At 65.0% G+C, this 26537-nt stretch carries 19 protein-coding genes; 10 read left to right on the forward strand and 9 right to left on the reverse strand.

Features of this window, described 5'->3' with window-relative positions; translation table 11 throughout:
• Positions 1 to 389 precede the first annotated feature (389 nt).
• The 4 genes from MGN01_RS00005 to oxlT (MGN01_RS00020) all read right to left on the reverse strand — a co-directional run bounded on the left by MGN01_RS00005 (position 390) and on the right by oxlT (MGN01_RS00020) (position 6039).
• A complete protein-coding gene (locus MGN01_RS00005; protein ID WP_147044522.1) occupies positions 390 to 1112 on the reverse strand; it encodes an alpha/beta hydrolase in 723 nt (240 codons plus the stop codon).
• Between the two features lie 87 nt (positions 1113 to 1199).
• Positions 1200 to 2942 (reverse strand): oxalyl-CoA decarboxylase, encoded by a 1743-nt coding sequence (gene oxc, locus MGN01_RS00010; protein ID WP_147044523.1) that lies wholly within the window; start codon positions 2940 to 2942, stop codon positions 1200 to 1202.
• 173 nt (positions 2943 to 3115) lie between these two features.
• Positions 3116 to 4444 (reverse strand): oxalate/formate MFS antiporter, encoded by a 1329-nt coding sequence (gene oxlT, locus MGN01_RS00015; protein WP_147044524.1) that lies wholly within the window; start codon positions 4442 to 4444, stop codon positions 3116 to 3118.
• Between the two features lie 311 nt (positions 4445 to 4755).
• Positions 4756 to 6039 carry an oxalate/formate MFS antiporter gene (gene oxlT, locus MGN01_RS00020; RefSeq protein WP_147044525.1) on the reverse strand — a complete coding sequence of 428 codons (1284 nt, stop codon included), beginning with the start codon at positions 6037 to 6039 and terminating at the stop codon, positions 4756 to 4758.
• A 419-nt stretch (positions 6040 to 6458) separates the two neighbouring features.
• Between oxlT (MGN01_RS00020) and MGN01_RS00025 the strand changes: the two genes are divergently transcribed.
• The 4 genes from MGN01_RS00025 to MGN01_RS23365 all read left to right on the forward strand — a co-directional run bounded on the left by MGN01_RS00025 (position 6459) and on the right by MGN01_RS23365 (position 9341).
• The gene (locus MGN01_RS00025; protein WP_147044526.1) at positions 6459 to 6854 is read left to right on the forward strand and encodes a CBS domain-containing protein; all 396 of its coding nucleotides are present in this window, start codon (positions 6459 to 6461) and stop codon (positions 6852 to 6854) included.
• Positions 6855 to 6894: 40 nt separating this feature from the next.
• The gene (locus tag MGN01_RS00030) at positions 6895 to 7176 is read left to right on the forward strand and encodes a hypothetical protein (RefSeq protein ID WP_147044527.1); all 282 of its coding nucleotides are present in this window, start codon (positions 6895 to 6897) and stop codon (positions 7174 to 7176) included.
• 33 nt (positions 7177 to 7209) lie between these two features.
• Positions 7210 to 9000, forward strand: a complete 1791-nt coding sequence (locus MGN01_RS00035; protein WP_147044528.1) for a DEAD/DEAH box helicase family protein — start codon at positions 7210 to 7212, stop codon at positions 8998 to 9000.
• Positions 9001 to 9179: 179 nt separating this feature from the next.
• Positions 9180 to 9341, forward strand: coding sequence for a hypothetical protein (locus MGN01_RS23365; protein WP_170245816.1), 162 nt, complete (start codon positions 9180 to 9182; stop codon positions 9339 to 9341).
• A gap of 36 nt (positions 9342 to 9377) precedes the next feature.
• On the opposite strand, the gene MGN01_RS00040 is transcribed toward MGN01_RS23365, so the two are convergent.
• Together MGN01_RS00040 and frc are read right to left on the reverse strand one after the other, a co-directional pair.
• Entirely contained in the window at positions 9378 to 9563 is a 186-nt protein-coding gene (locus MGN01_RS00040) for a hypothetical protein (protein WP_147044529.1), read from the reverse strand.
• A 131-nt stretch (positions 9564 to 9694) separates the two neighbouring features.
• Positions 9695 to 10975, reverse strand: coding sequence for a formyl-CoA transferase (frc, locus tag MGN01_RS00045; protein ID WP_147044530.1), 1281 nt, complete (start codon positions 10973 to 10975; stop codon positions 9695 to 9697).
• Positions 10976 to 11336: 361 nt separating this feature from the next.
• Between frc and MGN01_RS00050 the strand changes: the two genes are divergently transcribed.
• Together MGN01_RS00050 and MGN01_RS00055 are read left to right on the forward strand one after the other, a co-directional pair.
• On the forward strand, positions 11337 to 12020 hold the full coding sequence (locus MGN01_RS00050; protein WP_147044531.1) for a GntR family transcriptional regulator: 684 nt from the start codon (positions 11337 to 11339) through the stop codon (positions 12018 to 12020).
• 120 nt (positions 12021 to 12140) lie between these two features.
• The gene (locus MGN01_RS00055; RefSeq protein ID WP_147044532.1) at positions 12141 to 13505 is read left to right on the forward strand and encodes an SGNH/GDSL hydrolase family protein; all 1365 of its coding nucleotides are present in this window, start codon (positions 12141 to 12143) and stop codon (positions 13503 to 13505) included.
• A gap of 99 nt (positions 13506 to 13604) precedes the next feature.
• Here MGN01_RS00055 and MGN01_RS00060 read toward each other — a convergent pair whose 3' ends face one another.
• Positions 13605 to 15038: a glutamate synthase subunit beta gene (locus MGN01_RS00060; RefSeq protein WP_147044533.1), complete on the reverse strand. Its 1434-nt coding sequence runs from the start codon at positions 15036 to 15038 to the stop codon at positions 13605 to 13607.
• Between the two features lie 99 nt (positions 15039 to 15137).
• A complete protein-coding gene (gene gltB, locus MGN01_RS00065) occupies positions 15138 to 19835 on the reverse strand; it encodes a glutamate synthase large subunit (protein WP_147044534.1) in 4698 nt (1565 codons plus the stop codon).
• Positions 19836 to 20464: 629 nt separating this feature from the next.
• On the opposite strand from gltB, the gene MGN01_RS00070 reads away from it, so the two are divergent.
• Entirely contained in the window at positions 20465 to 21661 is a 1197-nt protein-coding gene (locus MGN01_RS00070; RefSeq protein WP_147044535.1) for a hypothetical protein, read from the forward strand.
• A gap of 61 nt (positions 21662 to 21722) precedes the next feature.
• On the opposite strand, the gene fdhD is transcribed toward MGN01_RS00070, so the two are convergent.
• Positions 21723 to 22583 (reverse strand): formate dehydrogenase accessory sulfurtransferase FdhD, encoded by an 861-nt coding sequence (gene fdhD, locus MGN01_RS00075; RefSeq protein WP_147044536.1) that lies wholly within the window; start codon positions 22581 to 22583, stop codon positions 21723 to 21725.
• Between the two features lie 283 nt (positions 22584 to 22866).
• Here fdhD and coxB point away from each other — a divergent pair, with 283 nt between their 5' ends.
• The 3 genes from coxB (at position 22867) to MGN01_RS00090 (ending at position 26532) form a co-directional block, all read left to right on the forward strand.
• The gene (gene coxB / locus MGN01_RS00080) at positions 22867 to 23703 is read left to right on the forward strand and encodes a cytochrome c oxidase subunit II (protein ID WP_147044537.1); all 837 of its coding nucleotides are present in this window, start codon (positions 22867 to 22869) and stop codon (positions 23701 to 23703) included.
• 78 nt (positions 23704 to 23781) lie between these two features.
• Positions 23782 to 25407, forward strand: coding sequence for a cytochrome c oxidase subunit I (gene ctaD / locus MGN01_RS00085; protein WP_147044538.1), 1626 nt, complete (start codon positions 23782 to 23784; stop codon positions 25405 to 25407).
• A gap of 168 nt (positions 25408 to 25575) precedes the next feature.
• Positions 25576 to 26532 (forward strand): heme o synthase, encoded by a 957-nt coding sequence (locus tag MGN01_RS00090; protein ID WP_147044539.1) that lies wholly within the window; start codon positions 25576 to 25578, stop codon positions 26530 to 26532.
• Positions 26533 to 26537: the final 5 nt, after the last annotated feature.

Raw genomic sequence — 26537 nt, forward strand, 5'->3', positions numbered from 1 at the left:
TTTTTTCGGTCATGTGATGGCATCATTTCGGGCGTTGCGTACGCTCGCGTGACGAGTGACGAGACCTTGTTGCGAGATCATCATCCGCAGGGCCGAGGTCGCCGCGGATGCCGGGCGTCTTCTTACCCGTTTCACGGCTAAACTGCCCACCGGACATCATGCGGGAGCGCGTTGTTCGGCCGTGGGCAGCATCGCGTCGAATGCTAGGCTTGGCTTGTGTCGTCGCCTAGCCGGATGTCGCTGGTGCGCGTGGTGCCCGCCGACAATGGCGAACTCGTGCGACTACGAACAGGCGCAGTCGGTGACAGCCTGCTATACTCGTGACTCGGCTCAAGTTTGCTGCTGTTCGATCAATCCGGCCGAAACACGGCGTGATCTGACTGACGACGTCAGCTCAAGTCGGGCCGAGCCTGGAGGAAGAAGTCGACGGCTTGGCGCACGACGCCCGGATTGTAGGCGTGCGGCCCGTCATACTCGACATAGGTCACGTCGTAGCCCGCCTCACGCAGCACACGGGAATGCGTGCGGCCGCTGCGGTCGATCGGGATCTGCTCATCCTGCGTACCGTGCGAGATGAAGATGCGCGGCGACCCAGCCTGAGCCTGGACGGACATGAAGCCAGCCGACGATACGATCACGTGGCTGACGATGTCGCCATTGGTGATGCCGATCGACATGGCGTAGCTGCCGCCGTCCGAATGGCCTGCGAAGGCAAAGCGCGACGGATCGAGCAGGAAGTGCCGGGCGACTACTGCTAGCGTCAGGTCGAGGCGCGCACGATCCGGCCCGTTTCCGGCAATGACCAGATCCCACGTCGGATGCATCGACTGCGGCGCGAGCAGGAGGAAGCCGCGGGCCTCCGCATGTCCCTGCAACATCGGCAGAATCTTTTCAGCACTACCGCCGCCGCCATGGAACAGGACGACGATCGGCACCGGCTTGCGCGCATCGATCCCCTCCGGGACGACGAGGACCGCGTCCCGTTCGGTGAAGAGGCCGAGCTCATGACGGCCCGGAGGAATGGGCTCGGCCGTCGGCAACCTGTGAAGGAAGCCGAGGCGTCCAGCGAGATGAGGATCGAGGGGAGGGGTTTCCGTCGCAGTGGAGCTCATGGCCGTCCCTTGCGCTGGTGAATGAAATGGAAAGGGCCGCAGCGCGTGACGCTGCGGCCCCGGTTCAGGCGGTGCCGATGCGCCGCCTTAGTTCTTCTTCTTGACCACGCTCTGCGGGTTGAGGCTGCCGATGTTGCCGCTCTCGCTGCCGGCGGCTGGGTCGATCTCGGCGTTGATGAGGGTCGGCTTGCCCGAATCCATCGCGGCATCGACCGCACGCTTCAGCTCGTCGGGGGTCGTGACGTTCACGCCGACGCCGCCGAAGGCCTCCATCATCTTGTCGTAGCGCGAGCCTGGCACGAACACCGTGGTACCCGGGTCCCGACCCGTCGGGTCGGTGTCGGTGCCGCGGTAGATGCCATTGTTGTTGAAGATCACGATGCAGACCGGCAGGTTGTACCGGCAGATCGTCTCGACCTCCATGCCCGAGAAGCCGAAGGCGGAGTCACCCTCGACGGCGAGAACCGGCTTGCCGGTCTCGATGGCGGCGGCGACAGCGAAGCCCATGCCGATGCCCATCACGCCCCAGGTGCCGACGTCCAGGCGCTTGCGCGGCTGGTACATGTCGATGACGCCGCGGGCGAGATCGAGGGTATTGGCGCCCTCGTTGACGAGGATGGCGTCCGGACGCTCCTTGATCACGGTGCGCAGGGCGCTGAGGGCCGAGTGGAAGTCCATCGGCGTGGAGTTCTTGCCGAGCTTCGTCGCCATCTTGGCGATGTTGGCTTCCTTCTTGGACTTCAGCGTCTCGGTCCAGTCGGACGGAGCGCCCTGCCAGGAGGCCTTGCCGAGGCCGTCAAGCAGCGCCTGCACGCAGGAGCCGATATCGCCGACGATCGGAGCGACGATCTCGACGTTCGAGTCCATCTCACGCGGCTCGATGTCGATCTGGATGAACTTGGTCGAGTGGGGCTCACCCCAGGTCTTGCCCTTGCCGTGCGAGAGCAGCCAGTTCAGGCGGGCGCCGATCAGCAGGACAACGTCGGAATCCTTAAGCGCCGTGGAGCGGGCGGCACCGGCCGAGAGCGGGTGCGTGTCCGGCAGCAGGCCCTTGGCCATGCTCATCGGCACGTAGGGAATGCCGCTGGTCTCGACGAACTGACGGATGGTCTCGTCGGCCTGGGCATAGGCAGCACCCTTGCCGAGGACGATGAGTGGTCGCTTGGCGCTCTTGAGGACGTCGAGCGCGCGGGTGATCGCCGACGGGGCGGGGATCTGGGCGGGAGCGGCGTCGATTACCTTCACCAGCGACTTGGCGCCGGCCTCGGCGTCCATCACCTGGGAGAAGAGCTTGGCGGGCAGGTCGAGGTAGACGCCGCCCGGACGGCCGGAGACGGCAGCGCGGATGGCGCGGGCGACGCCGATGCCGATATCGGCGGCGTGCAGCACGCGGAAGGCGGCCTTGCAGAGGGGCTTGGCGATGGCGAGCTGGTCCATCTCCTCGTAGTCGCCCTGCTGCAGGTCGACGATCTCACGCTCGGAGGAGCCCGAGATCAGGATCATCGGGAAGCAGTTGGTGGTGGCGTTGGCGAGCGCGGTCAGGCCGTTGAGGAAGCCGGGCGCCGAGACGGTGAGGCAGATGCCGGGCTTCTTGGTGAGGAAGCCGGCGATGGCGGCGGCGTTGCCGGCATTCTGCTCGTGGCGAAAGGAGACGACACGGATGCCCTCGGCCTGGCACATGCGGCCGAGATCGGTGATCGGAATGCCGGGGACGCCGTAGATGGTCTCGATGCCATTGAGCTTGAGCGCATCGATGACGAGGTGGAAGCCGTCGGTCAGTTCGGCTTCGGCGGATGCGGACGTATCGACGAGCTGTGCCACTGCGGACATGTCATTTCCTCCCGAGTGCTTTTATCGGCGTACCGCGCTTGCCGGTTCGAAACGACCGAATCGACGTCCACGGCTTCTGGCCAGACTGTTGGTATACCAGATACCAAATGAGCGTCAACGAAAACGCCGGCGGGACGAGTCCCGCCGGCGTGAAGATCTAAGGGGCTACGCGATCAGGCGAGTGTGAGGGAGCTGACCTTGCCGTCGGTGGTCTCCGTACCCTGCAGAAGGTAGCGGCGACGCAGCGGCTTCAGGACGAAGATCGCGAGCGAGGCGGCGATAGCATTCAGGATGATGATCAGCGCGAAGACTGCTGACCATCCGTAAGCCGCCGAAAGCATGCTGGCGAAGGGTACGAGGAAGGCTGCGGTGCCCTTCGCCGTGTAGAGCAGGCCGGCATTGCTGGCCGCGAACTTCGAGCCAAAGGTGTCGCCGCAGGTCGCCGGGAACAGTGAGTAAATCTCGCCGAAGACGCCGAAATACACTGCCGTCGCGAACACGAACACATAGGGGTTGGTGCCGAAGTTCAGCATCATGATAATTGCGATCGCCGCCGTGGCGAAGGCGATGAACATCGTGTTCTCACGACCGATATTGTCCGAGACCCAGCCGAAGAACGGCCGCCCGAAGCCGTCGAAGATGCGGTCCAGCGAGATCGCAAAGGTCAGTGCCGCCATTTGCAGCCCGAACAGGCTCACCGGAACGTCCGCAACTTTGTAGTCGTGGGCGATTGGCGCGATCTGCGCCGCCGCCATCAGGCCGCCTGAAGCGACCATGACGAACATCGCGTACATGACCCAGAACACCGGCGTGCGCACTGCCTCCTTGGGCGTACGGTCTACCTTGCTCTGAGGCAGGCGCAGGCTCTTGCGCTTCACCGGCACTGCAACGGACGGCTTACGCAGCAGAAGCGAGAGCAAAACGACCACGAGGCCCTGGCCGACGCCGAAATACAGAAAGGCGTCCTGGTAGCCGCTGGTGGCGATCATCTTGGCGATCGGCACGACGGTAATGGCCGCGCCTGCGCCGAAGCCAGCAGCCGTAGCACCAGCGGCGAGTCCGCGGCGGTCAGGGAACCACTTGAGTGCGTTGCCGACGCAGGTGCCGTAGACCGAGCCCGCGCCGATGCCGCCGCATACCGCCGCGACATACAGAAGGGCGAGCGAATCAGCGTGTGAGTTGAGGATCCAAGCGAGGCCGATCATCACGCCGCCGAAGAATACGACGACGCGTGGGCCATACTTGTCGACGAACCAGGTCTCGACCGGAACGAGCCAGGTCTCGGTGGCCACGAAGAGGGTGAAGGCGAACTGGATGGCGGCGCGGCCCCAGTGAAATTTTTGGTCGATTGGATCGACGAACAGTGTCCAGCCGTATTGGAGGTTGGCGATCATCGCCATGCAGAGCACGCCGAAGGCGAGCTGCCACCATTTGGCCGATGGTGCATCTTGCGGCGCGGCTGCGGAGGCAGCGGCTGGGGTCAGCCGGTCCTGGCGTTCCATCCCGAATTCCTTCCGTTGGGGGTCTTCTCGAACCCTTACCGGCGCCATCATGCACGAGACGACTAGGTATGCAATATACCAGGATTAAAGTTGTGAGCTGAACGTACTATCCTGCAACTCGATGTGAAGGCATCGCGCCTTATCGCGGTGGATTGCTTTTCGCTTGAATTTTAGGGGCGGTGGACGCGGATCACGCCGCGGGTTGGGCGGTAGATACGACAACGCGCGCCGAGCGTCTCCGCCACGGCGCGCGTTGCTGATCTGATTGCGCTGCCGGTCTTGTCGACCGGCAACAGGTCGTCGACGGTAGCTTAGGCGGTCTGGACCGCCTGCAGCGGAGCCGGCTCCTTGGTGTATGAGGCACGCATTGGCTTGAGCACGAACAGCGCCATCAGAGCGGCGAAGATGTTCAGTCCGGCTGCGGCCAGAAACACCGCGTGCCAGCTGCCCGTCATCGTCGTCAGGACGCTGGTGAAGGGCACGATGAGCGCGGCCGTTCCCTTAGCCGTGTAGAGCAAGCCCGCATTGGTAGCGGCATACTTCGAGCCGAACGTATCGCCGCAAGTCGCCGGGAAGAGCGAGTAGATCTCACCCCAGGCGAAGAAGACGAGACCGGTCAGGATCACGAACATGAACGGGTCATTGCCGAACACGCTCAGGAGGTAGATGCCAACACCTTCGATGGCGAAGGAGAGGAACATCGTGTTCTCGCGACCGATATGGTCGGAGACCCAGCCGAAGAACGGACGGGTGACGCCGTTGAGGACGCGGTCGATGGTTGCGGCGAAGGTGAGGGCTGGCAGCGTGATGCCCAGCAGGCTCACCGGGGTGTCGATGATGTGGAAGTCCTTGGCAATCGGGCCAAGTTGGGCGGTGGCCATCAGGCCGCCGGCCGCCATCATCACGAACATGGCGTACATGATCCAGAAGATGGGCGTGCGCACCATCTCGCCGGGGGTGAAGTCGCGCTTGCTCTGGCTGACCTTGGCGACTTCCGGGACCTGACCCTTCTTCGGGGCAACGAGGAACAGCGCCAGGAGCATCACGATCGCGCCCTGGCCGATGCCGAAGTAGAAGAAGGCCGACTCGTAGCCGTAGTTCTTGATCATGGCCTGGATCGGCACGACCGTGAGGGCCGAGCCGGCGCCGAAGCCCATCGCTGTGATGCCGGCAGCGAGGCCGCGGCGATCCGGGAACCACTTCAGCGAGTTGCCGACGCAGGTGCCATAGACGGCGCCGGCGCCCGTGCCGCCGATCGCAGCAGCGACATAGAGCATGGTGAGCGAGTCGGCGTAGGAGTTCAGCACCCAGCCAATGGCGCAGAGCAGGCCGCCGACGAGCGCGACGATGCGCGGGCCGTATTTATCGACGAACCAACCCTCGATCGGGACCAGCCAGGTCTCGGTGACGACGAACATCGTGAAGGCCACCTGGATCGCGGCGCGATCCCAGCCGTGGCGTTCCTGGATCGGATTCACGAAGAAGGTCCAGCCGTACTGCATGTTGGCAATCATGCACATGCAGATGACGCCGAAGATCAGTTGCAGCCATCGGCTGCTTGGTGGCGAGCTCGCCGTTACAGAAGGGGTAGCCATTGCTTTTCTCCGTAGGCCTTTGGAATTTCTGGCGTTATTGGGCCAATATTTCTGTGTTTTTTGGCTTCGATCGGTTTCTGTCGTCGAAGTCCTGATAGTGCGTCGGCTCACTCGGTCCCAGCGCAGGCGCCCGGGGCGAGAAGCCGTTTCAAGATGAACTTGGTGAACTCCTCCTGCATCTTTCGTGATCGTCTTCGCCATATTGCCGAAGAACGAGGGCTTTGGCTCGATCAATCTTTTTGAGCCGAGACGAAACATAGGAATGCTTCGATCATCGTAGGCGGCTGTATTCTTCCGCTTGCGGCGACCGACTCCGGCACCATAATTCAAAATCCAGAATTGACAACAGGTATGTTGTATACCAGTGTGAAAAGCATGGATCGTCCCCCTTGCGAGGCGACGACCAGGGGAGATGCGCCATGGACCGAGAGACGGGCCAAGCGCGCGACGCTGCTGGCGTACCGCGTATTCACATGGACGGGTCGGTCGGAGACGCTGCCAGGCTGCTCGCGCGGTCGGGCACGGGTGTGCTTCTGGTGGTCGACGGCCATGGTCCGGAGGCGACGGTCGTCGGTCTGTTGACCGAGCGCGACATTTTCCGGGCACTCTCGGCGCGTGGACCCGACGTCTACGGGCACTGTGTCTGGCTCATCACCGAGCACGACTTTCCCGCGATCGATGTCACGGCCTCGCCGCGCGACCGGCTGAAGGCCTTCTGCGACAGAAAAGTCGATCATATCGCACTGATGGATGGATTTCGGGTCAGCGGAGTTCTTAGTATCTGGGATTGTGCTGGCGCCGGCCTGCGCGCATGAGCGCCTACCCGATCAATCGAGAAAGCCGAAAGAGCATCCGATGAAGTATCTGACCGTCGTGGAATGCCCGGTGGTGTTCCCGGCCGAGAACGAATACGGATTTTCGAGCAAGGACATGCTGCCTCGTGCCGGTGTCACCGCCGGCCTCGAGAGCCGTCACGTGCGGGTCCTGGACAACCGCATCACCGCAGTCTGCATCTGGGACAGCGAGTTCAACGCCAAGCGGTTCTTCGACAAGGACTGGCACAAGAAGGCCAATGATGTCTGGGGCAATGCCTACCAGACACGCTTCGAGCCGATCGACGACGCCTCGGCGGCCTGATCCAGCCGGGATATGGAGGCTGGTGCGACGACGATGCCGGCGCTAGCCTCCGCCCTCGATACCGAAGCCGAGAGCGCTCCGTTCCACGCCTGGAACCCGGGCATCGTCTCCGGTCTGCCGCGCCATGTCCGGCCGCTCGCCACGATCTTTCGTGCCGAGAACATCGAGAACGCCTACGCAGAGATCCAGGAACTCAGTGACTTCAGTGGCTTGCCGGCCACTCAACTCGCGCTGTTCCGTCCCGAGCGGCTCGTGGTCCATGCGGTGCTGATCCGCGTGATGGCCGATCTCTCGGTGCCGCTTGGCGCCGTTTACGCGGATCTCGGCGTCAATTTCCGTCGGATGGTTGCGACGATCCTGCGCGATGGGATCGGCGACCGGATGCCGCAGGTCGCCGAGACGCTGCGGGCGGTTCGCGCCGAGGCCGACGCGCTAATCGAGCGCGAAATCGCCGTGCTCCTCGACCCGCCAGAGGCATCCCCCGCTCCCCGGCGCGGCCTCTGGCCCTTTGGGCGAAGTCAGGCACCAGTCTCGATCGAGGATTGGCAGACACGGGCCTGCCGCCGCCTGAACGAGACTGCGGGGCCGTTGGGCAGCCTTGATCAGGAGGTGCGAGAGGCCCTGCGCAGCGTCGCAGCCGGACTCATTGGCCGCCAGGGCTTCCTGATCCGTGACAGGGCGCTCCTGCGCAAACTTGCCTCCATTCTCGTCTCGAACGCCTATGGCAGTCGGCGGATCGGTGAGCTCATCGACCCTTGGATTGCCGAGATCGTTGCGCGCGAAGGCTATCGCCGCGTCGGCGCCCAAAGCGAGCCGGTGGTGATGAATGTGAAGGGCGCTTCGGCCTCCGGCAAAAGCACGATCCGCCCCTATCAGCGCGATCTCGCCGAGCGGAACGGCACGGATTGGTTCGACTTCGCGGTGATCACGCCCGACGTCTGGCGCAAATTCCTGCTCAATTACGACGGTCTCGGTCCGGCGCGGCGCTATGCCGGCCCGCTGACCGGCCACGAAGTCGAAGTCATCGATTCCAAGCTCGACCGCTACATGACGCGCAAGGCGGCAGAGGGTCGGATCTCGCACCTGCTGATCGACCGCTTCCGCTTCGACAGCTTTTCGGCCGATTCGCGCGGTGACGGCACCAGCCAGTTGCTGACCCGCTTCGGCCACAGGATCTATCTGCAGTTCATGGTGACGCCGCCCGAGGCGACGGTGGAGCGAGCCTGGAAGCGCGGCGAGCAATTCGGCCGCTACAAGGCGGTGGAGGACCTGCTCGCACACAATGTCGAGGCCTTCGCCGGTATGCCGCGCCTGTTCTTCCTCTGGGCGCTGCGGACCGACAAGGCCGTGGTGTTCGAGTTTCTCGACAATACCGTGCCCTTGGGCGAGACGCCGCGCACGATCGCTTTCGGCAGCAGCGGCGCCATCACCATTCTTGACGCCCGCAGGCTGATCGACATCGACCGGTTTCGCCGGATCAACATCCATGCGCGTGCGCCGGATGAAGTCTATGCCGGTGCCGATCTCGCGGCGGAACACAATGCCGGCTTTCTGCGCGACTGCCTCTCGCGTTTATCGAGCGTCCGCTTCGCGGAGCAGGGGACCGGGCGCGTCTTCGCTCGGTTCGAGAACCGGCGATTGACCGGTCTCGATCGCGCCGTGTTCGACCGTGTCTGCGAAGATGGCGAGATGCGTGCAGCGGTGACGGCCGCGGGGCTCAATCCCAGTCAGGCCGACGCGGCGGCGATGACCGAGACCCTGCACTGTTCGGAGGCTTCAACGCTCGGTGCCTGGGGGAACACGCAAAGCGACTTCAACCAGTAGGGGCGATTTTTTGCACTGCAATGCATGAAGCGGGGCAATTTGTCCTGAAATGCATCGGAACTGGCAAAAAAGTGCCGCGACATGCGTTTATTGCATGAGGGTATCTGGTATTTTGTACTTCAGATACAAAACGGACGGGCTATCTCTGTCGCAACGCAACATTGCTGCCAGAGGCCACCATGCTCAGCACCGCTCTCGTCACTCTCGTTCTCCTGTTCGCCCTCCAGGCTCTGCTCGTGGTCAAGGTCGCTGACAAGCTGACTGCTGGCGCTGTTGCCAGCCAGGACGGCCGCAACGGCAAGCTCCAGGATGCTGGCCGCTACACGCAGCTCGCTGCTTAAGGATCATACCGGCGGCCTCGAAACGGCTGCCGATCATCAATCGGCGTGTGCGGCGTATATCCCGGTCTCGGCTTGCGCCGCTGCGGCAACGACAACAGCACTCGGCACCGTCATCGTAGGGGCGCCTTCGCGATCGAAGCGGAGGAGGGCGGCACCATTAGGCTCCTGCCCGAACGCCTCGACGAGGAGAGCCAGCGGTTCGTCGAGTGCAAGATCGATCATCACCATCTCCGATGGTTTCAGTGCTGCTCGACGATCACGGGCAATATCGCCGCTCATCGCTGTTGATATCTGGCCTATCGGACGGAAAATTATCGGCTGAAGACGTGCCTGCCTTTGGCGTGACGCGTCGCCTACTCGGCCGCAACGCGCTGAACCGGACCGGTCGCGCCTGAGCCCAGAATCGCATCGACCTCTGCCTCGGAACAGCCGAGCACCTCACGCAGAATCTCGTCTGTATGCTCGCCGAGCAGGGGCGAGCGCGTGATCGCGACGGGATTTGCCGACAGCTTGATCGGGTTGCCCACCGTCAGATAGCGGCCGCGGGTCGGATGCTCGACCTCGACGACCGTGCCGCTCGCGCGCAGAGCCTCGTCCTCGGCAATTTCCTTCATCGAGAGGATCGGCCCGCAGGGGATGTCGTACTGGTTGAGGATGTCCATCGCCTCGAACTTGTCGTGCTTCATCGTCCACGCCTCGATGCGCGTGAAGATTTCGTTCAAGTGCGGAAGGCGCGCCTTCGGCGTCATATAGTCTGGATCGGCCTTCCAGCCGGGTTCGCCGATGATGTCGCAGATCGGATCCCAGACGGCGCCCTGCGTGATGAAGTAGATGTAGGCGTTGGGGTCCTGCTCCCAGCCCTTGCACTTCAGGATGCGACCGGGTTGGCCTCCGCCGGAATCGTTGCCGGCACGCGGCACGGATTCGCCGAACTCCACGCCTTCGCCGAACTGGCTGTATTCCTTCAGCGGACCGTGTTGGAGGCGCTGCTGGTCGCGAAGCTTGACGCGGCAGAGATTGAGCACACCATCCTGCATGGAGCAGTCGACACGCTGGCCCTGGCCCGTCTGCGTGCGGTGAAAGAGTGCCGTGACGATACCGAGCGCCAGGTGCAGCCCGGTACCGGAATCACCGATCTGAGCACCGGTCACCATCGGTACGCCGTCGCGCCAGCCCGTCGTGGAAGCGGCGCCGCCCGCGCATTGCGCGACGTTCTCGTAGACCTTGCAATCTTGATAGCGGCCCGGCCCGAAGCCTTTCACGGAGGCGAGGATCAGACCTGGATTCGCCTCCTGCAGCTTCTCCCAGGTGAAGCCCATCCGGTCGAGGGCGCCGGGGGCGAAGTTCTCGACCAGCACGTCGCATTCGCGGATGAGCCGCCAGAGGACTTCCTTGCCATGCACGTTCTTCGCGTCGATCGTGATCGAGCGCTTGTTGTGGTTCAGCATCGTGAAATAGAGGCTGTCGACCCCCGGAAGATCCTGAAGCTGCTGGCGCGTGGCATCACCCGTGCCCGGCCGCTCGATCTTGATGACGTCGGCGCCGAACCAGGCGAGAAGCTGCGTACAGGTCGGACCCGACTGGACATGCGTGAAGTCCAGGATCCTGACTCCGTGGAGCGGCGTGCTCGTCATCGTCTCCTCCCAGGAGATGCTGCTCTTATCGTCCTCCGGCCGAGACTTCAGTGATCCCGTACCGAGCCGTGCGCCACCTGGAAGCGGGAGCCCTGAACACCTGCGCCTCAAGAACACGGCGTGGGGCGAAACCTTCCCTTTTGACGACGGCGCGATATTGGCATACCAAATACCAATGGTCAATTTTGCTGGCTGAAGTCTGGTTCCGTCGCGGTCGCACGGGACCGGACATGGGCCTGGTCATACCCGGCTATGCTTGCCGGTCAGCTTGTGTTTCCCAGGGCGACTCGCCATGGTCCGCGCTGGAACTTGATGCCGACACCACCGATCCGAAGCCAGTCCCAGATCGATTACTGATTCCATGCAGAACTTTACGATCAAGCCGCTCGTCCCGGCGACAAGTCTGCGGACCCTGGCCTACGAGGCGCTGAAGTCGGCCATCACGAATATGGATATCTACGGCCAGAGCGGGGATATCCGCCTGGACGAGCGTGGCCTGTCCCAGACACTGGGTGTCAGCCGTACGCCTATCCGCGAAGCGCTGACCGTGCTGGAGCAGGAAGGCTTCGTGCGCAACGAGCCCCGCCGCGGCGTCTTCGTCGTCAGGAAGACGAAGCGCGAGATCGTCGGCATGATCCAGGCCTGGGCGGCGCTGGAGAGCATGGCCGCGCGGCTCGCCTGCACGCGCGCCTCTGACGAAGACCTCCAATGCATGCGCAAGATGTTTCCGGAGTTCTTTGAAGGCCGACCAGCGGAGCATCTCGCAGAGTATTCCGAGGCGAATATCCGCTTCCATCAGAAGATCATCTCGCTCGGGCATTGCGAGGTGATCCAGGATCTGTGCAGCAATCTGCTGATGCACGTGAAAGGCATTCGCAACATCTCGCTGCGCGAGGGCGACCGTGCCTCGACCTCGATTGCGGAGCACGTCCAGATCATCGAGGCGCTGGAGGCACGTGACGCAGACCTGTCCGAACGCCTCGTTCGTGACCACGGGCTCGGCCTCGCCATCCATGTCGAGCGCTACGGCCACCATCTGGACTGATTGCGTCGGCCGGCTCCGGTATTCGACTCGACGTTGTTCCTGACTATGATCGCGGCCCATGACGAGCGAGCCGGGACACCATGTCCTGGCATCGCTCCAGCAGGCAGATTCAGGAGCCCGATGGCCTTCGCGCCGAAATCGATCGCCGCATGCGCGCTGCTCGCGCTCACCCTCCTCCTGAGCCCGGCGCAGGAGGCGAGGGCGCAATGGGGTGACAGCTACGACACGCCGCGCGACTCCTACTACGCGCCGCGCCGCCGTGCCGCCCGCGAAGATCGTCGTTACGCGCCGCCGCAGGAGGCGCCGCGCCAGTTCTACTGGCCTTGGGAGGAGCGCCCTCAGCCGCAGGTGGAACCGCAGCGCCCGGCGCCGTCTCGCACCTATAGCCGGCCTTCCCACCCCCGCCCGCCGTCGATCGGGTCTCGCGGGCAGGAGAGGCCATCGGCCCGTCGGCGCACCCCGGCATCTGCACCGAGCGTCGCACGGCCGGCGCCGCCCGCACCGGCCAAGACCTCGCCGAACGTCCAGGTCGCGGTGTTCGGCGATTCCCTGGCCTCCTACCTCGCCAAGGGTCTCGACGACGCCTTCCGCGAGAATGCCGACGTCGCGGTGGTCGACCGCTCCCGCGGCGATAGCGGCATCGTGCGCAAGGACGTGGTCGACTGGTCGAAGGCGGCGGAGGACTATCTCAAGGCCAACCCGAAGGTCGCCTATGCCTTGTTCATGGTCGGCGTGAACGACCGTCAGGCCATCCGCGAGGGGAGCGACAGCCTCGAGCCGCTCACCGACAAGTGGCGCGAGGTCTATGGCGCGCGGATCGATGCCGTGATCAAGGTCTTCGCCGACCACAAGATTCCGCTGGTCTGGGTCGGCGTGCCGCCCGTGCGTTCCGAGATGCTGGCCAAGGACCTCGCGTCGATCAACGACATCGTGCGCGAGCGCGTCCAGAAGGCCGGCCAGACCTATGTCGACATCTGGCCGGGCTTCGTCGACGATCGCAACCGCTACACCGCGACGGGCCCGGACCTCGACGGCCAGCGCGCGACCCTGCGTACCGCCGACGGCATCCACTTCACCTTCCCCGGCGCCCGCAAGGCTGCCCATTTCGCCGATATCGAGCTGAAGCGGTTGATGGGGGCCAACGGGACGCTGCAGCCCGAGCAGCCCACCGTGGCGACGCTACCCTCGGGCGTGCCCACCGAGACCGGGCCGACCCTCGATGACAGCTCGGCGATCGACCGCAAGATCACGGCGATGCTGCCGAGCCTGCCCGAACCGCCCGGCATCCCGAGCCTGCCGGTGAAGCCCGCCGCCGGCCCCGTGGTGCCGCTGGGCCGTGCCGAGGTCTCGCCCGGCGGGGTGCTTGCCACCGGCCGCACCCGGGAGGGCGATGCCGCCGGAACGGTGGAGCGCACCCTCCAGCGGGGCGCTGCCCCGATGCCGCAGCCCGGCCGCGCCGACGACTTCAAGTGGCCGCCGGGATAGCAGCGGCTTACCTCGCGAGCCCGCTCTCCCCAGCGGCCAACGGCGCGGCACTCTGCGTTAACGGCGGTATCACCGCCGACGATCGCCGGAGGCGATCGTCTATCGCGGCAGGAGGCTCTCGCCCATCAGGGCTTCGTCGATCGAGCGGGCAGCCTGCCGGCCCTCGCGGATCGCCCAGACGATGAGCGACTGGCCACGGCGCATGTCACCGGCCGAGTAGATCTTCGGATGCGAGGTCCGATAGTCCTGCTCGTTGGCAAGCACATTGCCGCGCTTGTCCAGGGTGACTCCGGACTCTTCGACGAGGCCCTTGTGCACGGGACTCGCGAAGCCGATTGCCATGAAGACGAGGTCGGCCGGCAGCACGAACTCGGTGCCGGCAATCGGCTGGCGCTTGTCGTCGACACGTGCGCAGCGCACACCGGTGAGCCGGCCCTTGCGGTCGCCTTCGAGGCCAAGCGTCGCCGCCTGGAATTCGCGCTCGGCACCCTCGGCCTGCGAGGACGAGGTCCGCATCTTGGTTGGCCAATACGGCCAGACCGTGAGCTTGTCCTCGCGCTCGGGCGGACGCGGGCGGATGTCGAGCTGGGTCACCGAGAGCGCACCCTGGCGGAAGGCTGTGCCGACGCAGTCGGATGCCGTGTCGCCGCCGCCGATGACCACGACGTTCTTGCTGGCAGCGAGGATCGGCAACTCGCCGTTGCCCGGCATCGGCTCGGCGCTGACGCGCCGGTTCGACTGCACGAGGTAGGGCATGGCGTAGTGCACGCCGTCGAGATCCTGACCGGGCAACTGAGGATTGCGCGGTTCCTCGGCGCCGCCGGCGAAGAGCACGGCGTCGAACTCGGCCGTCAGCTCGTCGACGGCTTTGTTGACGCCGACATTGACCTTGTAGTGGAAGACGACGCCCTCGGCCTCCATCTGCTTCACGCGCCGGTCGATGTGGCGCTTCTCCATCTTGAAGTCGGGGATGCCGTAGCGGAGCAGGCCGCCGGCCTTCGGCTCGCGCTCGAAGACGTGGACGTCGTGGCCGACCCGGGCGAGCTGCTGAGCCGCCGCCATGCCGGCTGGGCCCGAGCCGACGATGGCGACGCGCTTGCCGGTGCGGATGGCGGAGGGCTCGGGCTTCACCCAGCCCATGTTCCAGGCTCGGTCGGCGATGGCCTGCTCGATGGTCTTGATCGCCACCGGCTGGTTCTCGAGGTTCAGCGTGCAGGCCTCCTCGCAGGGTGCGGGGCAGACGCGGCCAGTGAACTCCGGAAAATTGTTGGTGGAGTGCAGGTTGCGCGCAGCCTCCTCCCAATCCGATTGGAAGACCAGGTCGTTCCAATCTGGAATCTGGTTGTGCACCGGGCAGCCGGTCGGGCCGTGGCAGAACGGGATGCCGCAATCCATGCAGCGCGCGGCCTGCTTGGCGAGGTCGTGCTCGTCGAGCGGCAGCGTGAACTCGCGGAAGTGGCGAACACGATCGGCGGCGAGCTGATACTTCTGCTCCTGCCGGTCGAATTCGAGGAAACCCGTGATCTTACCCATCGATCAGTCCTTCGCGGACGCGCGCTTGCGCCTCTAGCGCGGCTCGCCGCGTCAACCCCATTGTTGGCGCTGCCGGACGGCCCGGCAGCGCAGACGATCTCACTCCGCCGCGATCGGCATCCGGGCGGCTTCCATCTCGCGGAGCGCCCGGCGGTACTCGACCGGCATGACCTTGACGAACTTGGTCCGGTAGCCGGCCCAGTCGTCGAGGATCGCCTTGGCCTTAGGCGAGCCGGTGTACTTGAAGTGGTTGGTAAGGAGCTGGCTCAGCCGCTCCTCGTCGTTGCCCGACATGTCGCCGAGCAGGTCGACGCGGCCTTTGGTCTCGAGGTCGCCGTCCTGGTGGAAGCGACGCATGATGTCGTCCTCCTCCTCCACGGGTTCCAGATCGACCATCGAGAGGTTGCAGCGCGCGGTGAACGAGCCGTCCTCGTCGAGCACGTAGGCGATGCCACCGGACATGCCGGCCGCGAAGTTGCGTCCGGTCTCGCCAATCGACACTACGACACCACCGGTCATGTACTCGCAGCCATGGTCGCCCATGCCCTCGACCACCGCGATGGCGCCGGAGTTTCGAACGGCGAAGCGCTCTCCCGCGGAGCCGCGGATGTAGCACTCACCGGCGATGGCTCCGTAGAGCACCGTGTTGCCCGCCATGATCGTGTGCCCGGACGGAGACTTCAGCGCCTCGCTCGGACGGATGATCAGCTTTCCGCCTGACAGGCCCTTGCCGATGTAGTCGTTGCCGTGGCCGGTCAGCTCGATGGTCACGCCAGCGGCGAGCCAGGCGCCGAAGCTCTGGCCTGCGGTACCGGTGAGCTTCACCATGATGGTGTCGTCGGGCAGCCCCTCGTGACCATGTGCCTTGGCGACGGCACCGGAGAGCATGGCGCCTGCAGCGCGGTCCGAGTTCTTGATGACGTCGGTCACGATTACCGGCTCGCCGGTCTCGATGGCGCTTTTCGCGCTCTCGATTAGGCGGCGGTCGAGTACCGTGTCGATCGGATGGTGCTGCCGCTCGACCCAGCGGATCGCGACGTTCTCGCCGACGTCGGGCCGGTGGAACATCTTGCTGAAGTCGAGCCCTCTCGCCTTCCAGTGCTCGATCGCCTCGCGCTTGTCGAGAAGGTCGGAGCGGCCGACGAGGTCCTCGAGCTTGGTGAAGCCCATCGAGGCCATCAGCTCGCGCAGCTCTTCGGCGACGAAGAAGAAGTAGTTGATGACGTGCTCGGGCGTGCCCTTGAAGCGCTTCCTCAGCACTGGATCCTGGGTCGCGACGCCGACCGGACAGGTGTTGAGGTGGCACTTGCGCATCATGATGCAGCCGGCCGCGATCAGCGGCGCGGTCGAGAAGCCGATCTGATCGGCCCCGAGCAGCACGGCGATCATCGCGTCCTTACCGGTACGGATGCCGCCATCGGCCTGCAGGGCCACGCGCCCGCGCAGACCGTTGATGACGAGCGTCTGCTGCGTCTCGGCCAGACCGGTCTCCCAGGGGCCGCCGGCATGCTTGATCGAGGTCAGCGGCGCGGCACCGGTGCCGCCATCGAAGCCCGAGATCGTGATGTGGTCGGCGCGTGCCTTGGCGACGCCGGCTGCGACGGTGCCGACGCCGACCTCGGAGACAAGCTTTACGGAGACGTCGGCCGCCGGATTCACGTTCTTCAGGTCGAAGATGAGCTGCGCAAGATCTTCGATCGAGTAGATGTCGTGATGCGGCGGCGGCGAGATCAGGCCGACGCCTGGGGTGGCGTAGCGGACCTTGGCGATCTTGGCGTCGACCTTGTGGCCGGGCAGCTGGCCGCCCTCGCCGGGCTTGGCACCCTGCGCTACCTTGATCTGCATCATGTCGGCGTTGACGAGGTACTCGGTGGTCACGCCGAAGCGGCCCGAGGCGACCTGCTTGATCGACGAGCGGCGCGAACGGCCATCGGGTCCCGTGATGAAGCGGCGCGGCTCCTCGCCGCCTTCGCCCGAATTCGAGCGGCCGCCGAACGAGTTCATCGCGATAGCCAGCGTCTCGTGCGCCTCCTTCGAGATCGAGCCGTAGGACATCGCGCCGGTGGCGAACCGCTTCACGATCTCGGAGGCGGGCTCGACCTCCGAGAGGTCGACCGGCTGACGGCCGAGTTCCTCGGCGCCCTTGATGCGGAATAGGCCGCGCAGGGTCTTGAGATGGTTCTCCTGCTCGTTCACCAGCCGCGCATATTCGCGGTAGCGCTCGCTCGCGCCGAGGCGCACCGCGTGCTGGAGTGTCGCGACGGTGTCAGGCGTCCAAGTATGGGTCTCGCCGCGCAGGCGGTAGGCGTACTCGCCGCCAACATCCAAGGCGTTGCGGTAGATCGGGGCGTCGCCGAAGGCGTCGCGGTGGCGCAGCGCCGTCTCCTGCGCGACCTCGGCCATGCCGATGCCCTCGATCGTGGTCGCGGTTCCGAAGAAGTCGCGGGCGACGAACTCGGAATTCAGGCCGATGGCGTCGAAGATCTGGGCGCCACAATAGGACTGGTAGGTCGAGATGCCCATCTTGGACATGACCTTCAGCAGGCCCTTATCGATCGACTTGATGTAGCGGTAGACGATCTCGTCGGCGGTGACGTCCGGCGGGAACTCGTCCTTCATGTCGATCAGCGTCTCGAAGGCGAGATACGGGTTGATCGCCTCCGCGCCGTAGCCGGCCAAGCACGCGAAATGATGGACCTCGCGCGGCTCGCCGGACTCGACCACGAGGCCGACCGAGGTGCGAAGCCCCTTGCGGATCAGGTAGTTGTGTACGGCAGCCGTCGCGAGCAGCGCTGGGATCGGGATGCGATCCGGGCCGACCGCGCGGTCTGACAAGATGATGATGTTGTAACCGCCGCGCACTGCCACCTCGGCCCGGTCGCAAAGCCGGTTGAGGGCGCCGTCCATCGCATCCGCACCGGTCTCGGCGGGATAGGTGATGTCGAGCGTCTTGGTGTCGAAGCGGTCTTCGAAGTGGGAGATCGAGCGGATCTTCTCGAGATCGCCATTCGTCAGGATCGGCTGGCGCACCTCGAGCCGCTTGCGGCGGGAGGCACCCTCCATGTCGAGCAGGTTCGGACGCGGCCCAATGAACGAGACGAGGCTCATCACGGCCTCCTCGCGGATCGGGTCGATCGGCGGGTTGGTGACCTGCGCGAAGTTCTGCTTGAAGTAGGAGTAGAGCGGCTTCGGCTTGTCCGAGAGCGGCGCGATCGGCGTGTCGGAGCCCATCGAGCCGACAGCCTCCTGGCCGGTCACGGCCATGGGCGCCATCAGCAGCTTGAGGTCTTCCTGAGTGTAGCCGAAGGCCTGCTGGCGATCGAGCAGGGTTACGTCCATGCGCGAGGCGCGCGGCTGGATCGGGTGCAGGTCCTCCAGCACGATCTGGGTGTTCTTCACCCACTGCGCGTATGGATGCGCGGCAGCGAGCTCCTTCTTGAGCTCGTCGTCCGAGACGATGCGGCCCTTCTCAAGGTCGATCAGCAGCATGCGGCCCGGCTGGAGGCGCCAGGACTGTACGATCTTCTCGTCCGGGATCGGCAGCACGCCCATCTCGGAGGCGAGCACGACGAGCCCATCATCGGTGACGATGTAGCGGGCCGGACGCAGGCCGTTGCGGTCCAGCGTCGCGCCGATCTGTCGGCCATCGGTGAAGGCGACGGCGGCGGGGCCGTCCCACGGCTCCATCAGCGCGGCGTGATACTCGTAGAAGGCGCGGCGCTCATCGCTCATCAGCGGGTTGCCTGCCCAGGCTTCGGGGATGAGCATCATCATCGCGTGGGCGAGCGAGTAGCCGCCCTGCACGAGGAATTCGAGGGCGTTGTCGAAGCAGGCGGTGTCGGACTGACCCTCATAGGAAATCGGCCAGAGCTTCGAGATGTCGTTGCCGAACAGCTCGGAATCGACACTCGCCTGCCGCGCCTTCATCCAATTCACGTTGCCGCGCAGCGTGTTGATCTCGCCGTTGTGTGCGACCATCCGGTAAGGATGCGACAGGCGCCAGGTCGGGAAGGTGTTGGTGGCGAAGCGCTGGTGCACGAGCGCGATCGCCGAGACGAAGCGCTCATCCTTCAGGTCGAGGTAGTAGTGGCCGAGCTGGTGCACCAGCACCATGCCCTTGTAGGTGATGGTCCGGCTCGAGACGGAAACCGGGTAGAATTCCTTCACCCGCTGGTCGTCGAGGGCGTAGACCTTGTTCGAGATCACCTTGCGGGCGATGTAGACGCGCCGCTCGAAGGCGTCCTGGTCGCTCATCGAGCCGGGCATGCCGATGAAGACCTGGCGATGATGCGGCTCGGTCTCCTTGACCGCTAGGCCGAGATCGTCCGAATCCACCGGGACGTCGCGCCAGCCAAGCAGGGGCAGGCCTTCCTCGGCGAGCACCTTCTCGACAATGTCCTCGATGACGGCGCGTGCCTGATCGTTCTTCGGCATGAAGAACTGGCCGATCGCGTATTGGCCTGCCGGCGGCAGCTCGAAGCCGAGCCGCGCGCATTCCTGCGCGAAGAAATCATGCGGGATCTGGGTGAGGATGCCGCACCCGTCGCCCATGGTCGGGTCAGCGCCGACCGCGCCGCGATGGTCGATGTTCTCCAGGATCTTGAGACCCTGCTGCACGATGGTGTGCGTACGGCGGTCGTGCATGTCGGCCACGAAACCGAGGCCGCAGGCATCGCGTTCATGGGCCGGGTCGTACATCCCCTGCGCTTTCGGCATCGCCGGGTCGCGCACGATCATCGGGGCCAGGCCCTCGTGGCGCGACGGCGCGACGCGCTCGCTCTCAGCGGCGTGGGACATCGACCCTCCGGATGCGATTCCGCTCATGTCCAAACCGTTCTCCGATCGTCCCGCCGGATCTGGCGGGGATGCGAGCATGTTTCGTGCCCGAACGCCAGAGAAGCGGCCGGGGATCGTTCAGTCGTCGCGATCGGGTCGGCTCGGCACCATCTCGAAAGGGGGCACCCGCAACCCGCGGGCGTCCCACCGGCTGTCTCGCTCAGCCAGCGTTCGCCCTGATCGCCACGTCGGCAATCGGCATCTCGGTACGTTTCGACGATGTGTCGTTCACGCCAACCGCTCTTGCCGAAATCGGCAGTTCGAGAAAAGGACAGTCTCACTGTCCTATAAGGTGACGTTGCCAGATTTTATCAACTCCAGCAAGAGCCCGGTCGCAACGGTAACCGCGCTTCCGCCGAGTGAATCGCTGCGCCCTCATTTTAGATTTGGCGGACCGTGAATGAAGTGCTGCGGCCGCCTGCCTCATTCGTCCCGCATTTCTGCCCCGATCGGCTGCTTGAAGCGAGCTTGCCGATCACAAGGGAATGCGGGGCCCTGTCTCCGCCGATCGGACCGGAAGCCCATAAGGTCGATCACGACTCGCTGCCGGTCGAGAGTAGACGAGCAACCGAGGGGCAAAGAGAAGCCACATGGCATCCATGCGCCGAACGCGGACATTCCGCGCCATTCCCCACCAGACCCGCCTGCTTCGCGCATTATCGCTCGGAGCCGCCCTGTCGCTCTTCGGTGCGGGCGGCGCCTCCGCGCAATTCGCCTACGGCTATGTCGGCACCTATCGGGCGCCGATCTATGAGGACGAGATGGCGCCGATGCCGCCACGGGCCGTCGTCTATCGGTTGCAGGATCGTGGTTTTGCCGAGATCAGCCGCCCGCGTTTCGATGGCCGCGCCTACATCGTTGACGCGACGAGCCCGGCAGGCAACCGTGTCCGGCTCTATGTCGATGCCGGTGACGGCTCCATCTTCGGCCGCCAGCGCCTCGACATGCCGCCTCCGGCGCGTGTCGCCCGCGCTGCGCCTGGCTACGGCTGGACCGAGGACGATGCTGCCGGGCATCGTCGCGCCCACAACCCCGAAGGGCTACTGCCGCCAGGCGACATCCCGCTGCCGCGCCCGTCGCTGAGCACGGAGGTCGACCGTGCTCCCAAACTTGCCGCGCGCCCTGGTGATGCCGGCCCATTCGGCGTGAACCCGGATGCGCGCCCCGGTGCCAAGGCCGATCCGCGAAAGGCCGACAAGGCCGCACCGCGCAAGACCGCCAAGCTCGCACCGCCGGCAAAACCGGCCGCGCCGCGCGTCGCTCCCGAAGCCCCAGTGCCGACGGTTGCGCCGGCCGACCAGGCCGCCCCGAATGCCGCCGTGACGCCCGAGCCTGCGAAGGTTCCGGACGTCGTTAAGGCACCGCATGCCGTGACAGCGCCGGCCGATCTACCAAAGGCCGACACCGCTCCGCTGCTGCCGGCAGCCAAGCTCCCGGTCGACGAGGGGAAGGCGGCGGAGACGTCGGCCGCACCTCAGGTCACGGACAAGCCTGCCGAGACACCGGCTCCGGCCGAGGAGAAGGCCGCTGCGGCACCGGCCGCAGACAAGCCGGCTGCCGAGAAGCCTACCAAACAGGTTTCCACCGATAGGCCGGCGACGGCTACACCAGTCGTCGAGGTGCCCCAGGAGGCGCCGAGGCCGGAGGCCAAGGAGGCCGCGAATCAGATGTGGCAGGACCCGCCGACCGGCGAAGCCCGCCGCAAGGTCCGCGTGATCGGTGGCACCTCCACGGTGCCGGGAACTGGCGCTTCGAGCGGCGAAACGGCAGCGCCGGCTGCCAACTGAAAACCGAAAGGCTCGCACGGTAACCCCCGCGCGAGCCTTCCTTCCTGACGTTGGCTCGGGATCAAGCGCCGAGCAGTATTCGTTCGCGGCCGGAGAAGACGGTGAGCGTGTCGGAGCGGGCGATGGCGCAGAGCGTCAAGTCATGGCGCCTGGCACGCTCGATCGCCAGCGAGGTCGGTGCCGAGATCGCCACGATGACCGAGGCGCCGAAGGTTGCAGCCTTCTCGGCCATCTCGAACGAGCAGCGGCTCGTGATGACGACGAAGCCCTGGTCCGGATCCTCGCTCGCCTGCATCAACGCCCCGATCAGCTTGTCGAGGGCGTTGTGGCGGCCGACATCCTCGCGCACCGCGACGAGCGTCCCGTCGAGCCGCGCCCAGGCCGCGGCATGCACCGCGCGCGTCTCCCGGTTGAGGCTCTGTTTGTCATGAAGCGCGTCGAGTGCCGCCTTGATCGCGGAGATCGCGACGTCCGGTCCCTTGCCGCTACGCGGTGAGGCCAGGGGGAGCGCCGCGAGATCGTCGATGCCGCAGACGCCGCAACCGGTCCGGCCGCTGATCGCACGCTTGCGGGCGAGGTGCTCGCGCAGGCGCCCCGGCGCGAGCTCGACGAGAAGCCGCAGGCCGCCATCGCCAGGCTCGACCCGAGCCGAGCGTATTTCTTCCGCAGCCGCGACGATGCCCTCGGTAAGGCTGAAGCCATAGGCGAAATCCTCGAGATCCGCCGGGCTTGTCATCATCACCGCGTAGGGCACGCTGCCGTAGACGACGTTGACCGGCATCTCGACCGCGAGCGGCCGGCTGTCCTCGCGCGGCTCGGGATCGTCGTACGCGACGACGAGGGTCGACACGCGCACGCTCGTGGCAGGCTGCGTCGTATCGCAGCGTTCGGACTCAGAAGCGGCCAACTCGATTGATGCCATCGCGTCAGGCTCGCATCCCAGAGCGCAAATTCCAACAAAGACCGACGCGTCCTGGAGATGCCCGCGGCATTCGCCCTAAGTCATGCCCGGAACTTGGCCGTGCGACGCTCTTGGTGGTTGCACGATTGTGATCAGTATGGTTCTACGTCGCGGTCTGACAGTCTCGCAGCGATAGCCTCCTCTTGGGCTGTCCCCGCGCGGTCGGATCTCGCGACGCACATCCGCTACTTGCGAATGGGCCGGCGCGAAATCAAGAGAATAACGGGGAGCCAAGAGAGAGCAGATGCGGACGGCGCAGGCGCAACATCGTTCTAAATGGGGGATCGCCGCGCTCGGCGCCCTGCTCGTGTCGTCCACTTCCGCGCTCGCTGAGCCGGGCGTTCCCGTGCCGTGGCAGATGTCCCGGCAGACGCCGGTGACTGCGGAAGCCTCCGATCTGATGGTGTTCGAGCAGTACCTGCACTGGCTCGCCTTCGGTATCTCGCTCTTCGTGCTGGCGCTGCTGATCTACTGCATCGTCAAGTTCAACGAGAAGTCCAACCCGAACCCGTCGCGCACCACGCACAACACGGCGATCGAGGTGGCCTGGACGATTATCCCGGTCCTGATCCTCGTCGCCATTGCGATTCCCTCGTTCCGCATGCTGCGCACCCAGCTGATCGTGCCGAATGCCGACGTGACGGTGAAGGTCACGGGCCATGCCTGGTACTGGACCTACGATTACCCGAAGGTCGGTGAGGTTGGCGGCTTCACCTTCGACGCCAACATCGACGAAGAGAAGGAGCCCAAGCTCCTCCAGACGGACAACGAGATGGTTGTCCCGGTCAATAAGATCGTGAAGGTCCAGGTGACCTCGACCGACGTGATCCACTCTTGGGCCATGCCGTCCTTCGGCGGCAAGATCGACGCGATTCCCGGCCGTCTCAACGAGACCTGGTTCAAGGCCGAGCGCGAGGGCACCTATCACGGCCAGTGCTCGGAGCTCTGCGGCATGCGCCACGCCTACATGCCGATCGTTGTGAAGGTGGTCAGCGACCAGGCCTATGCCGAGTGGCTCAAGGAGGCCAAAACCAAGTTCGCCGCGATTGACGGCGGTTCGAAGTTGGCTTCGGCTAAATAAGGATGCACGCAGGGCGGGCGCGATTGCGCGCCGGCCCTCTCGCCTGATCACGCGATATCAAAGTTAAGGTCAGACCCGATGGCAACCGCCACAGCACATGCCGGGCATGATGCCCACCACGATCACGCGCCCTCCTTCTTTGCTCGTTGGTTCCTCTCGACCAACCATAAGGACATCGGCACGCTCTACCTGCTGTTCGCGTTCTTCGCGGGCTGCGTGGGCGCGTTTCTCTCCTTCGGCATCCGCATGGAGATGGAGGCCCCGGGCCTGCAGTACTTCTCCAACCCGCAGACCTATAACGTCTTCGTGACGGGCCACGGCCTCATCATGGTGTTCTTCATGGTGATGCCGGCGCTGATCGGCGGCTTCGGCAACTGGTTCGTGCCCCTGATGATCGGTGCGCCGGATATGGCGTTCCCGCGCATGAACAACATCTCGTTCTGGCTGACGGTGGCTGGCTTCTGCAGCCTGGTCTGCTCGCTCTTCGTCGAGGGCGCTCCCGGCGCCGCCGGCGCAGGCACGGGCTGGACGGTCTATCCGCCGCTTTCCTCCTCGGGCCATCCCGGCCCCGCGGTCGATTTCGCGATCTTCTCGCTGCACCTTGCCGGTGCCGGCTCGATCCTCGGTGCGATCAACTTCATCACCACGATCCTGAACATGCGCGCTCCGGGCATGACGCTGCACAAGATGCCGCTCTTCGCCTGGGCCGAGCTCGTCACCGCCTTCCTGCTGCTGCTGTCGCTTCCGGTTCTCGCCGGCGCGATCACCATGCTGCTCACGGACCGCAACTTCGGCACGACCTTCTTTGCGCCCGAAGGCGGTGGTGACCCGGTTCTCTACCAGCATCTGTTCTGGTTCTTCGGCCATCCCGAAGTGTACGTGATGATCCTGCCGGCCTTCGGCATCGTGTCCCACGTCATTGCCACCTTCTCGAAGAAGCCCGTCTTCGGCTACCTCGCCATGGCCTACGCCATGGTCGCTATCGGCGTCGTCGGCTTCGTCGTGTGGGCGCACCACATGTACACGGTCGGCCTGTCGCTCCAGACGCAGTCCTACTTCGTGTTCGCCACGATGGTGATCGCCGTCCCGACCGGCGTGAAGATCTTCTCGTGGATCGCGACGATGTGGGGCGGCTCGATCCGCTTCACCGCCGCCATGCACTGGGCAGTGGGCTTCATCTTCCTGTTCACGGTCGGCGGCGTTACCGGCGTCGTGCTCGCGAACTCGGCAGTCGATAAGTACCTGCACGATACCTACTACGTGGTCGCGCACTTCCACTACGTGCTGTCGCTCGGCGCTGTGTTCATCATCTTCTGCGGCATCTACTACTGGTTCCCGAAGATGACCGGCCGTGTAATCCCGGAATGGGCCGGCAAGCTGCACTTCTGGCTGGCCTTCATCGGCGCGAACATCCTGTTCTTCCCGATGCACTTCCTCGGTCTTGCCGGCATGCCGCGTCGCTACGCTGACTACCCGGAGGCCTTCGCCCCCTGGCACAAGGTGGCGACCTGGGGCGGCCACATCTTCGCGCTCGGCATGGTGGTCTTCATCATCGGCGTGATCCTGGCCTTCCGGTCGAGCCGCCGCGCTGCGGACAATCCGTGGGGCGAGGGCGCCACGACGCTGGAATGGACGCTGTCATCGCCACCGCCCTTCCACCAGTACGAGACGCTGCCCCAGATCGTCGACGAGCCGGCTCACTAAGCCGCTCACCCGACGAACGATCATCGCGAGGACCGCTGCGGCGGTCCTCGCTCTTTCCCGGATGCCTCTCGCCGATGCGCCAGTGGTCTCCTGGAAAGGGCGGTACGGCCCTTAAGGGCCGCGCGAGCCTGAAAGGACTTTGGTCAAGCGATCCGAAACGCGGTTTTCATGTCGAGTCTGTCGAACAGCCTCTCTAGCGAGGCCCAAGCCTTCAACCCGACCGCTAGCGCGGCCGGCGGCGAGGTCTCGGACTTCTTCGCGCTGCTGAAGCCGCGGGTGATGGTGCTGGTAATCTTCACCGCCCTCGTCGGCATGGTGATCTCGCACCCGAGCGTTAGCCCGATCATCGCCGGCATCTCGCTGCTGATGATCGCCGTGGGCGCTGGCGCCTCCGGGTGTCTGAATATGTGGTGGGATGCCGACATCGATGCGCTGATGACGCGCACCGCCAAGCGCCCGATCCCCGACGGCCGCATCCTGCCGAACGAGGCACTCGCCTTCGGCATGGTGCTCTCGGTCGGCTCAGTGCTGATCCTCGGGCTCGCCTCGAACTGGCTCGCCGCGGGGCTCCTCGCCTTCACCATCGTGTTCTACGCCGTCGTCTATTCGATGTGGCTGAAGCGGGCTACCGCGCAGAACATCGTCATTGGCGGTGCGGCCGGCGCGCTCCCCCCGATCGTCGGACAGGCCGCGGTAACCGGCCATGTCAGCCTCGACTCCGTGGTGCTGTTCCTTATCATCTTCATCTGGACGCCTCCCCATTTCTGGGCGCTGGCGCTCGTGAAGAGCGGTGACTACGCCAAGGCCGGCATCCCGATGATGCCGAACGTCGCCGGCCCGGATTCCACCCGCCGCCAGATCGTCTGGTACACGCTGCTCCTCGCTCCGCTCGGCCTCGCGCCCGTCGCAATGGGCTTCGGCGGCTGGCTTTACGCGGTCATCGCCGCGCTCGGCGGCCTTGGCATGCTTGCTGGCGCCGTGCAGGTCTACCGCCTGCGCGAGGGCGAGCCGGAGCGCCGCGCGGCCATGGGTTTGTTCGGCTTCTCGATCCTCTACCTGCTCCTGCTCTTCGCGGGCCTGCTGGTGGAACACGGCTTCGGCCTGTTCCGCGCCGTCATCGTCTGACGCGC

The sequence above is a fragment of the Methylobacterium gnaphalii genome, from assembly GCF_007992215.1.
GTDB lineage: Bacteria > Pseudomonadota > Alphaproteobacteria > Rhizobiales > Beijerinckiaceae > Methylobacterium > Methylobacterium gnaphalii.

Bases quoted from the DNA above. Each gene is read 5' to 3' on its own strand.
- MGN01_RS00005 (WP_147044522.1), bottom strand. From the start codon at position 1,112: ATGAGCTCCACTGCGACGGAAACCCCTCCCCTCGATCCTCATCTCGCT.
- oxc (WP_147044523.1), bottom strand. From the start codon at position 2,942: ATGTCCGCAGTGGCACAGCTCGTCGATACGTCCGCATCCGCCGAAGCC.
- oxlT (WP_147044524.1), bottom strand. From the start codon at position 4,444: ATGGAACGCCAGGACCGGCTGACCCCAGCCGCTGCCTCCGCAGCCGCG.
- oxlT (WP_147044525.1), bottom strand. From the start codon at position 6,039: ATGGCTACCCCTTCTGTAACGGCGAGCTCGCCACCAAGCAGCCGATGG.
- MGN01_RS00025 (WP_147044526.1), top strand. From the start codon at position 6,459: ATGGACCGAGAGACGGGCCAAGCGCGCGACGCTGCTGGCGTACCGCGT.
- MGN01_RS00030 (WP_147044527.1), top strand. From the start codon at position 6,895: ATGAAGTATCTGACCGTCGTGGAATGCCCGGTGGTGTTCCCGGCCGAG.
- MGN01_RS00035 (WP_147044528.1), top strand. From the start codon at position 7,210: ATGCCGGCGCTAGCCTCCGCCCTCGATACCGAAGCCGAGAGCGCTCCG.
- MGN01_RS23365 (WP_170245816.1), top strand. From the start codon at position 9,180: ATGCTCAGCACCGCTCTCGTCACTCTCGTTCTCCTGTTCGCCCTCCAG.
- MGN01_RS00040 (WP_147044529.1), bottom strand. From the start codon at position 9,563: ATGATCGATCTTGCACTCGACGAACCGCTGGCTCTCCTCGTCGAGGCG.
- frc (WP_147044530.1), bottom strand. From the start codon at position 10,975: ATGACGAGCACGCCGCTCCACGGAGTCAGGATCCTGGACTTCACGCAT.
- MGN01_RS00050 (WP_147044531.1), top strand. From the start codon at position 11,337: ATGCAGAACTTTACGATCAAGCCGCTCGTCCCGGCGACAAGTCTGCGG.
- MGN01_RS00055 (WP_147044532.1), top strand. From the start codon at position 12,141: ATGGCCTTCGCGCCGAAATCGATCGCCGCATGCGCGCTGCTCGCGCTC.
- MGN01_RS00060 (WP_147044533.1), bottom strand. From the start codon at position 15,038: ATGGGTAAGATCACGGGTTTCCTCGAATTCGACCGGCAGGAGCAGAAG.
- gltB (WP_147044534.1), bottom strand. From the start codon at position 19,835: ATGTCCCACGCCGCTGAGAGCGAGCGCGTCGCGCCGTCGCGCCACGAG.
- MGN01_RS00070 (WP_147044535.1), top strand. From the start codon at position 20,465: ATGGCATCCATGCGCCGAACGCGGACATTCCGCGCCATTCCCCACCAG.
- fdhD (WP_147044536.1), bottom strand. From the start codon at position 22,583: ATGGCATCAATCGAGTTGGCCGCTTCTGAGTCCGAACGCTGCGATACG.
- coxB (WP_147044537.1), top strand. From the start codon at position 22,867: ATGCGGACGGCGCAGGCGCAACATCGTTCTAAATGGGGGATCGCCGCG.
- ctaD (WP_147044538.1), top strand. From the start codon at position 23,782: ATGGCAACCGCCACAGCACATGCCGGGCATGATGCCCACCACGATCAC.
- MGN01_RS00090 (WP_147044539.1), top strand. From the start codon at position 25,576: ATGTCGAGTCTGTCGAACAGCCTCTCTAGCGAGGCCCAAGCCTTCAAC.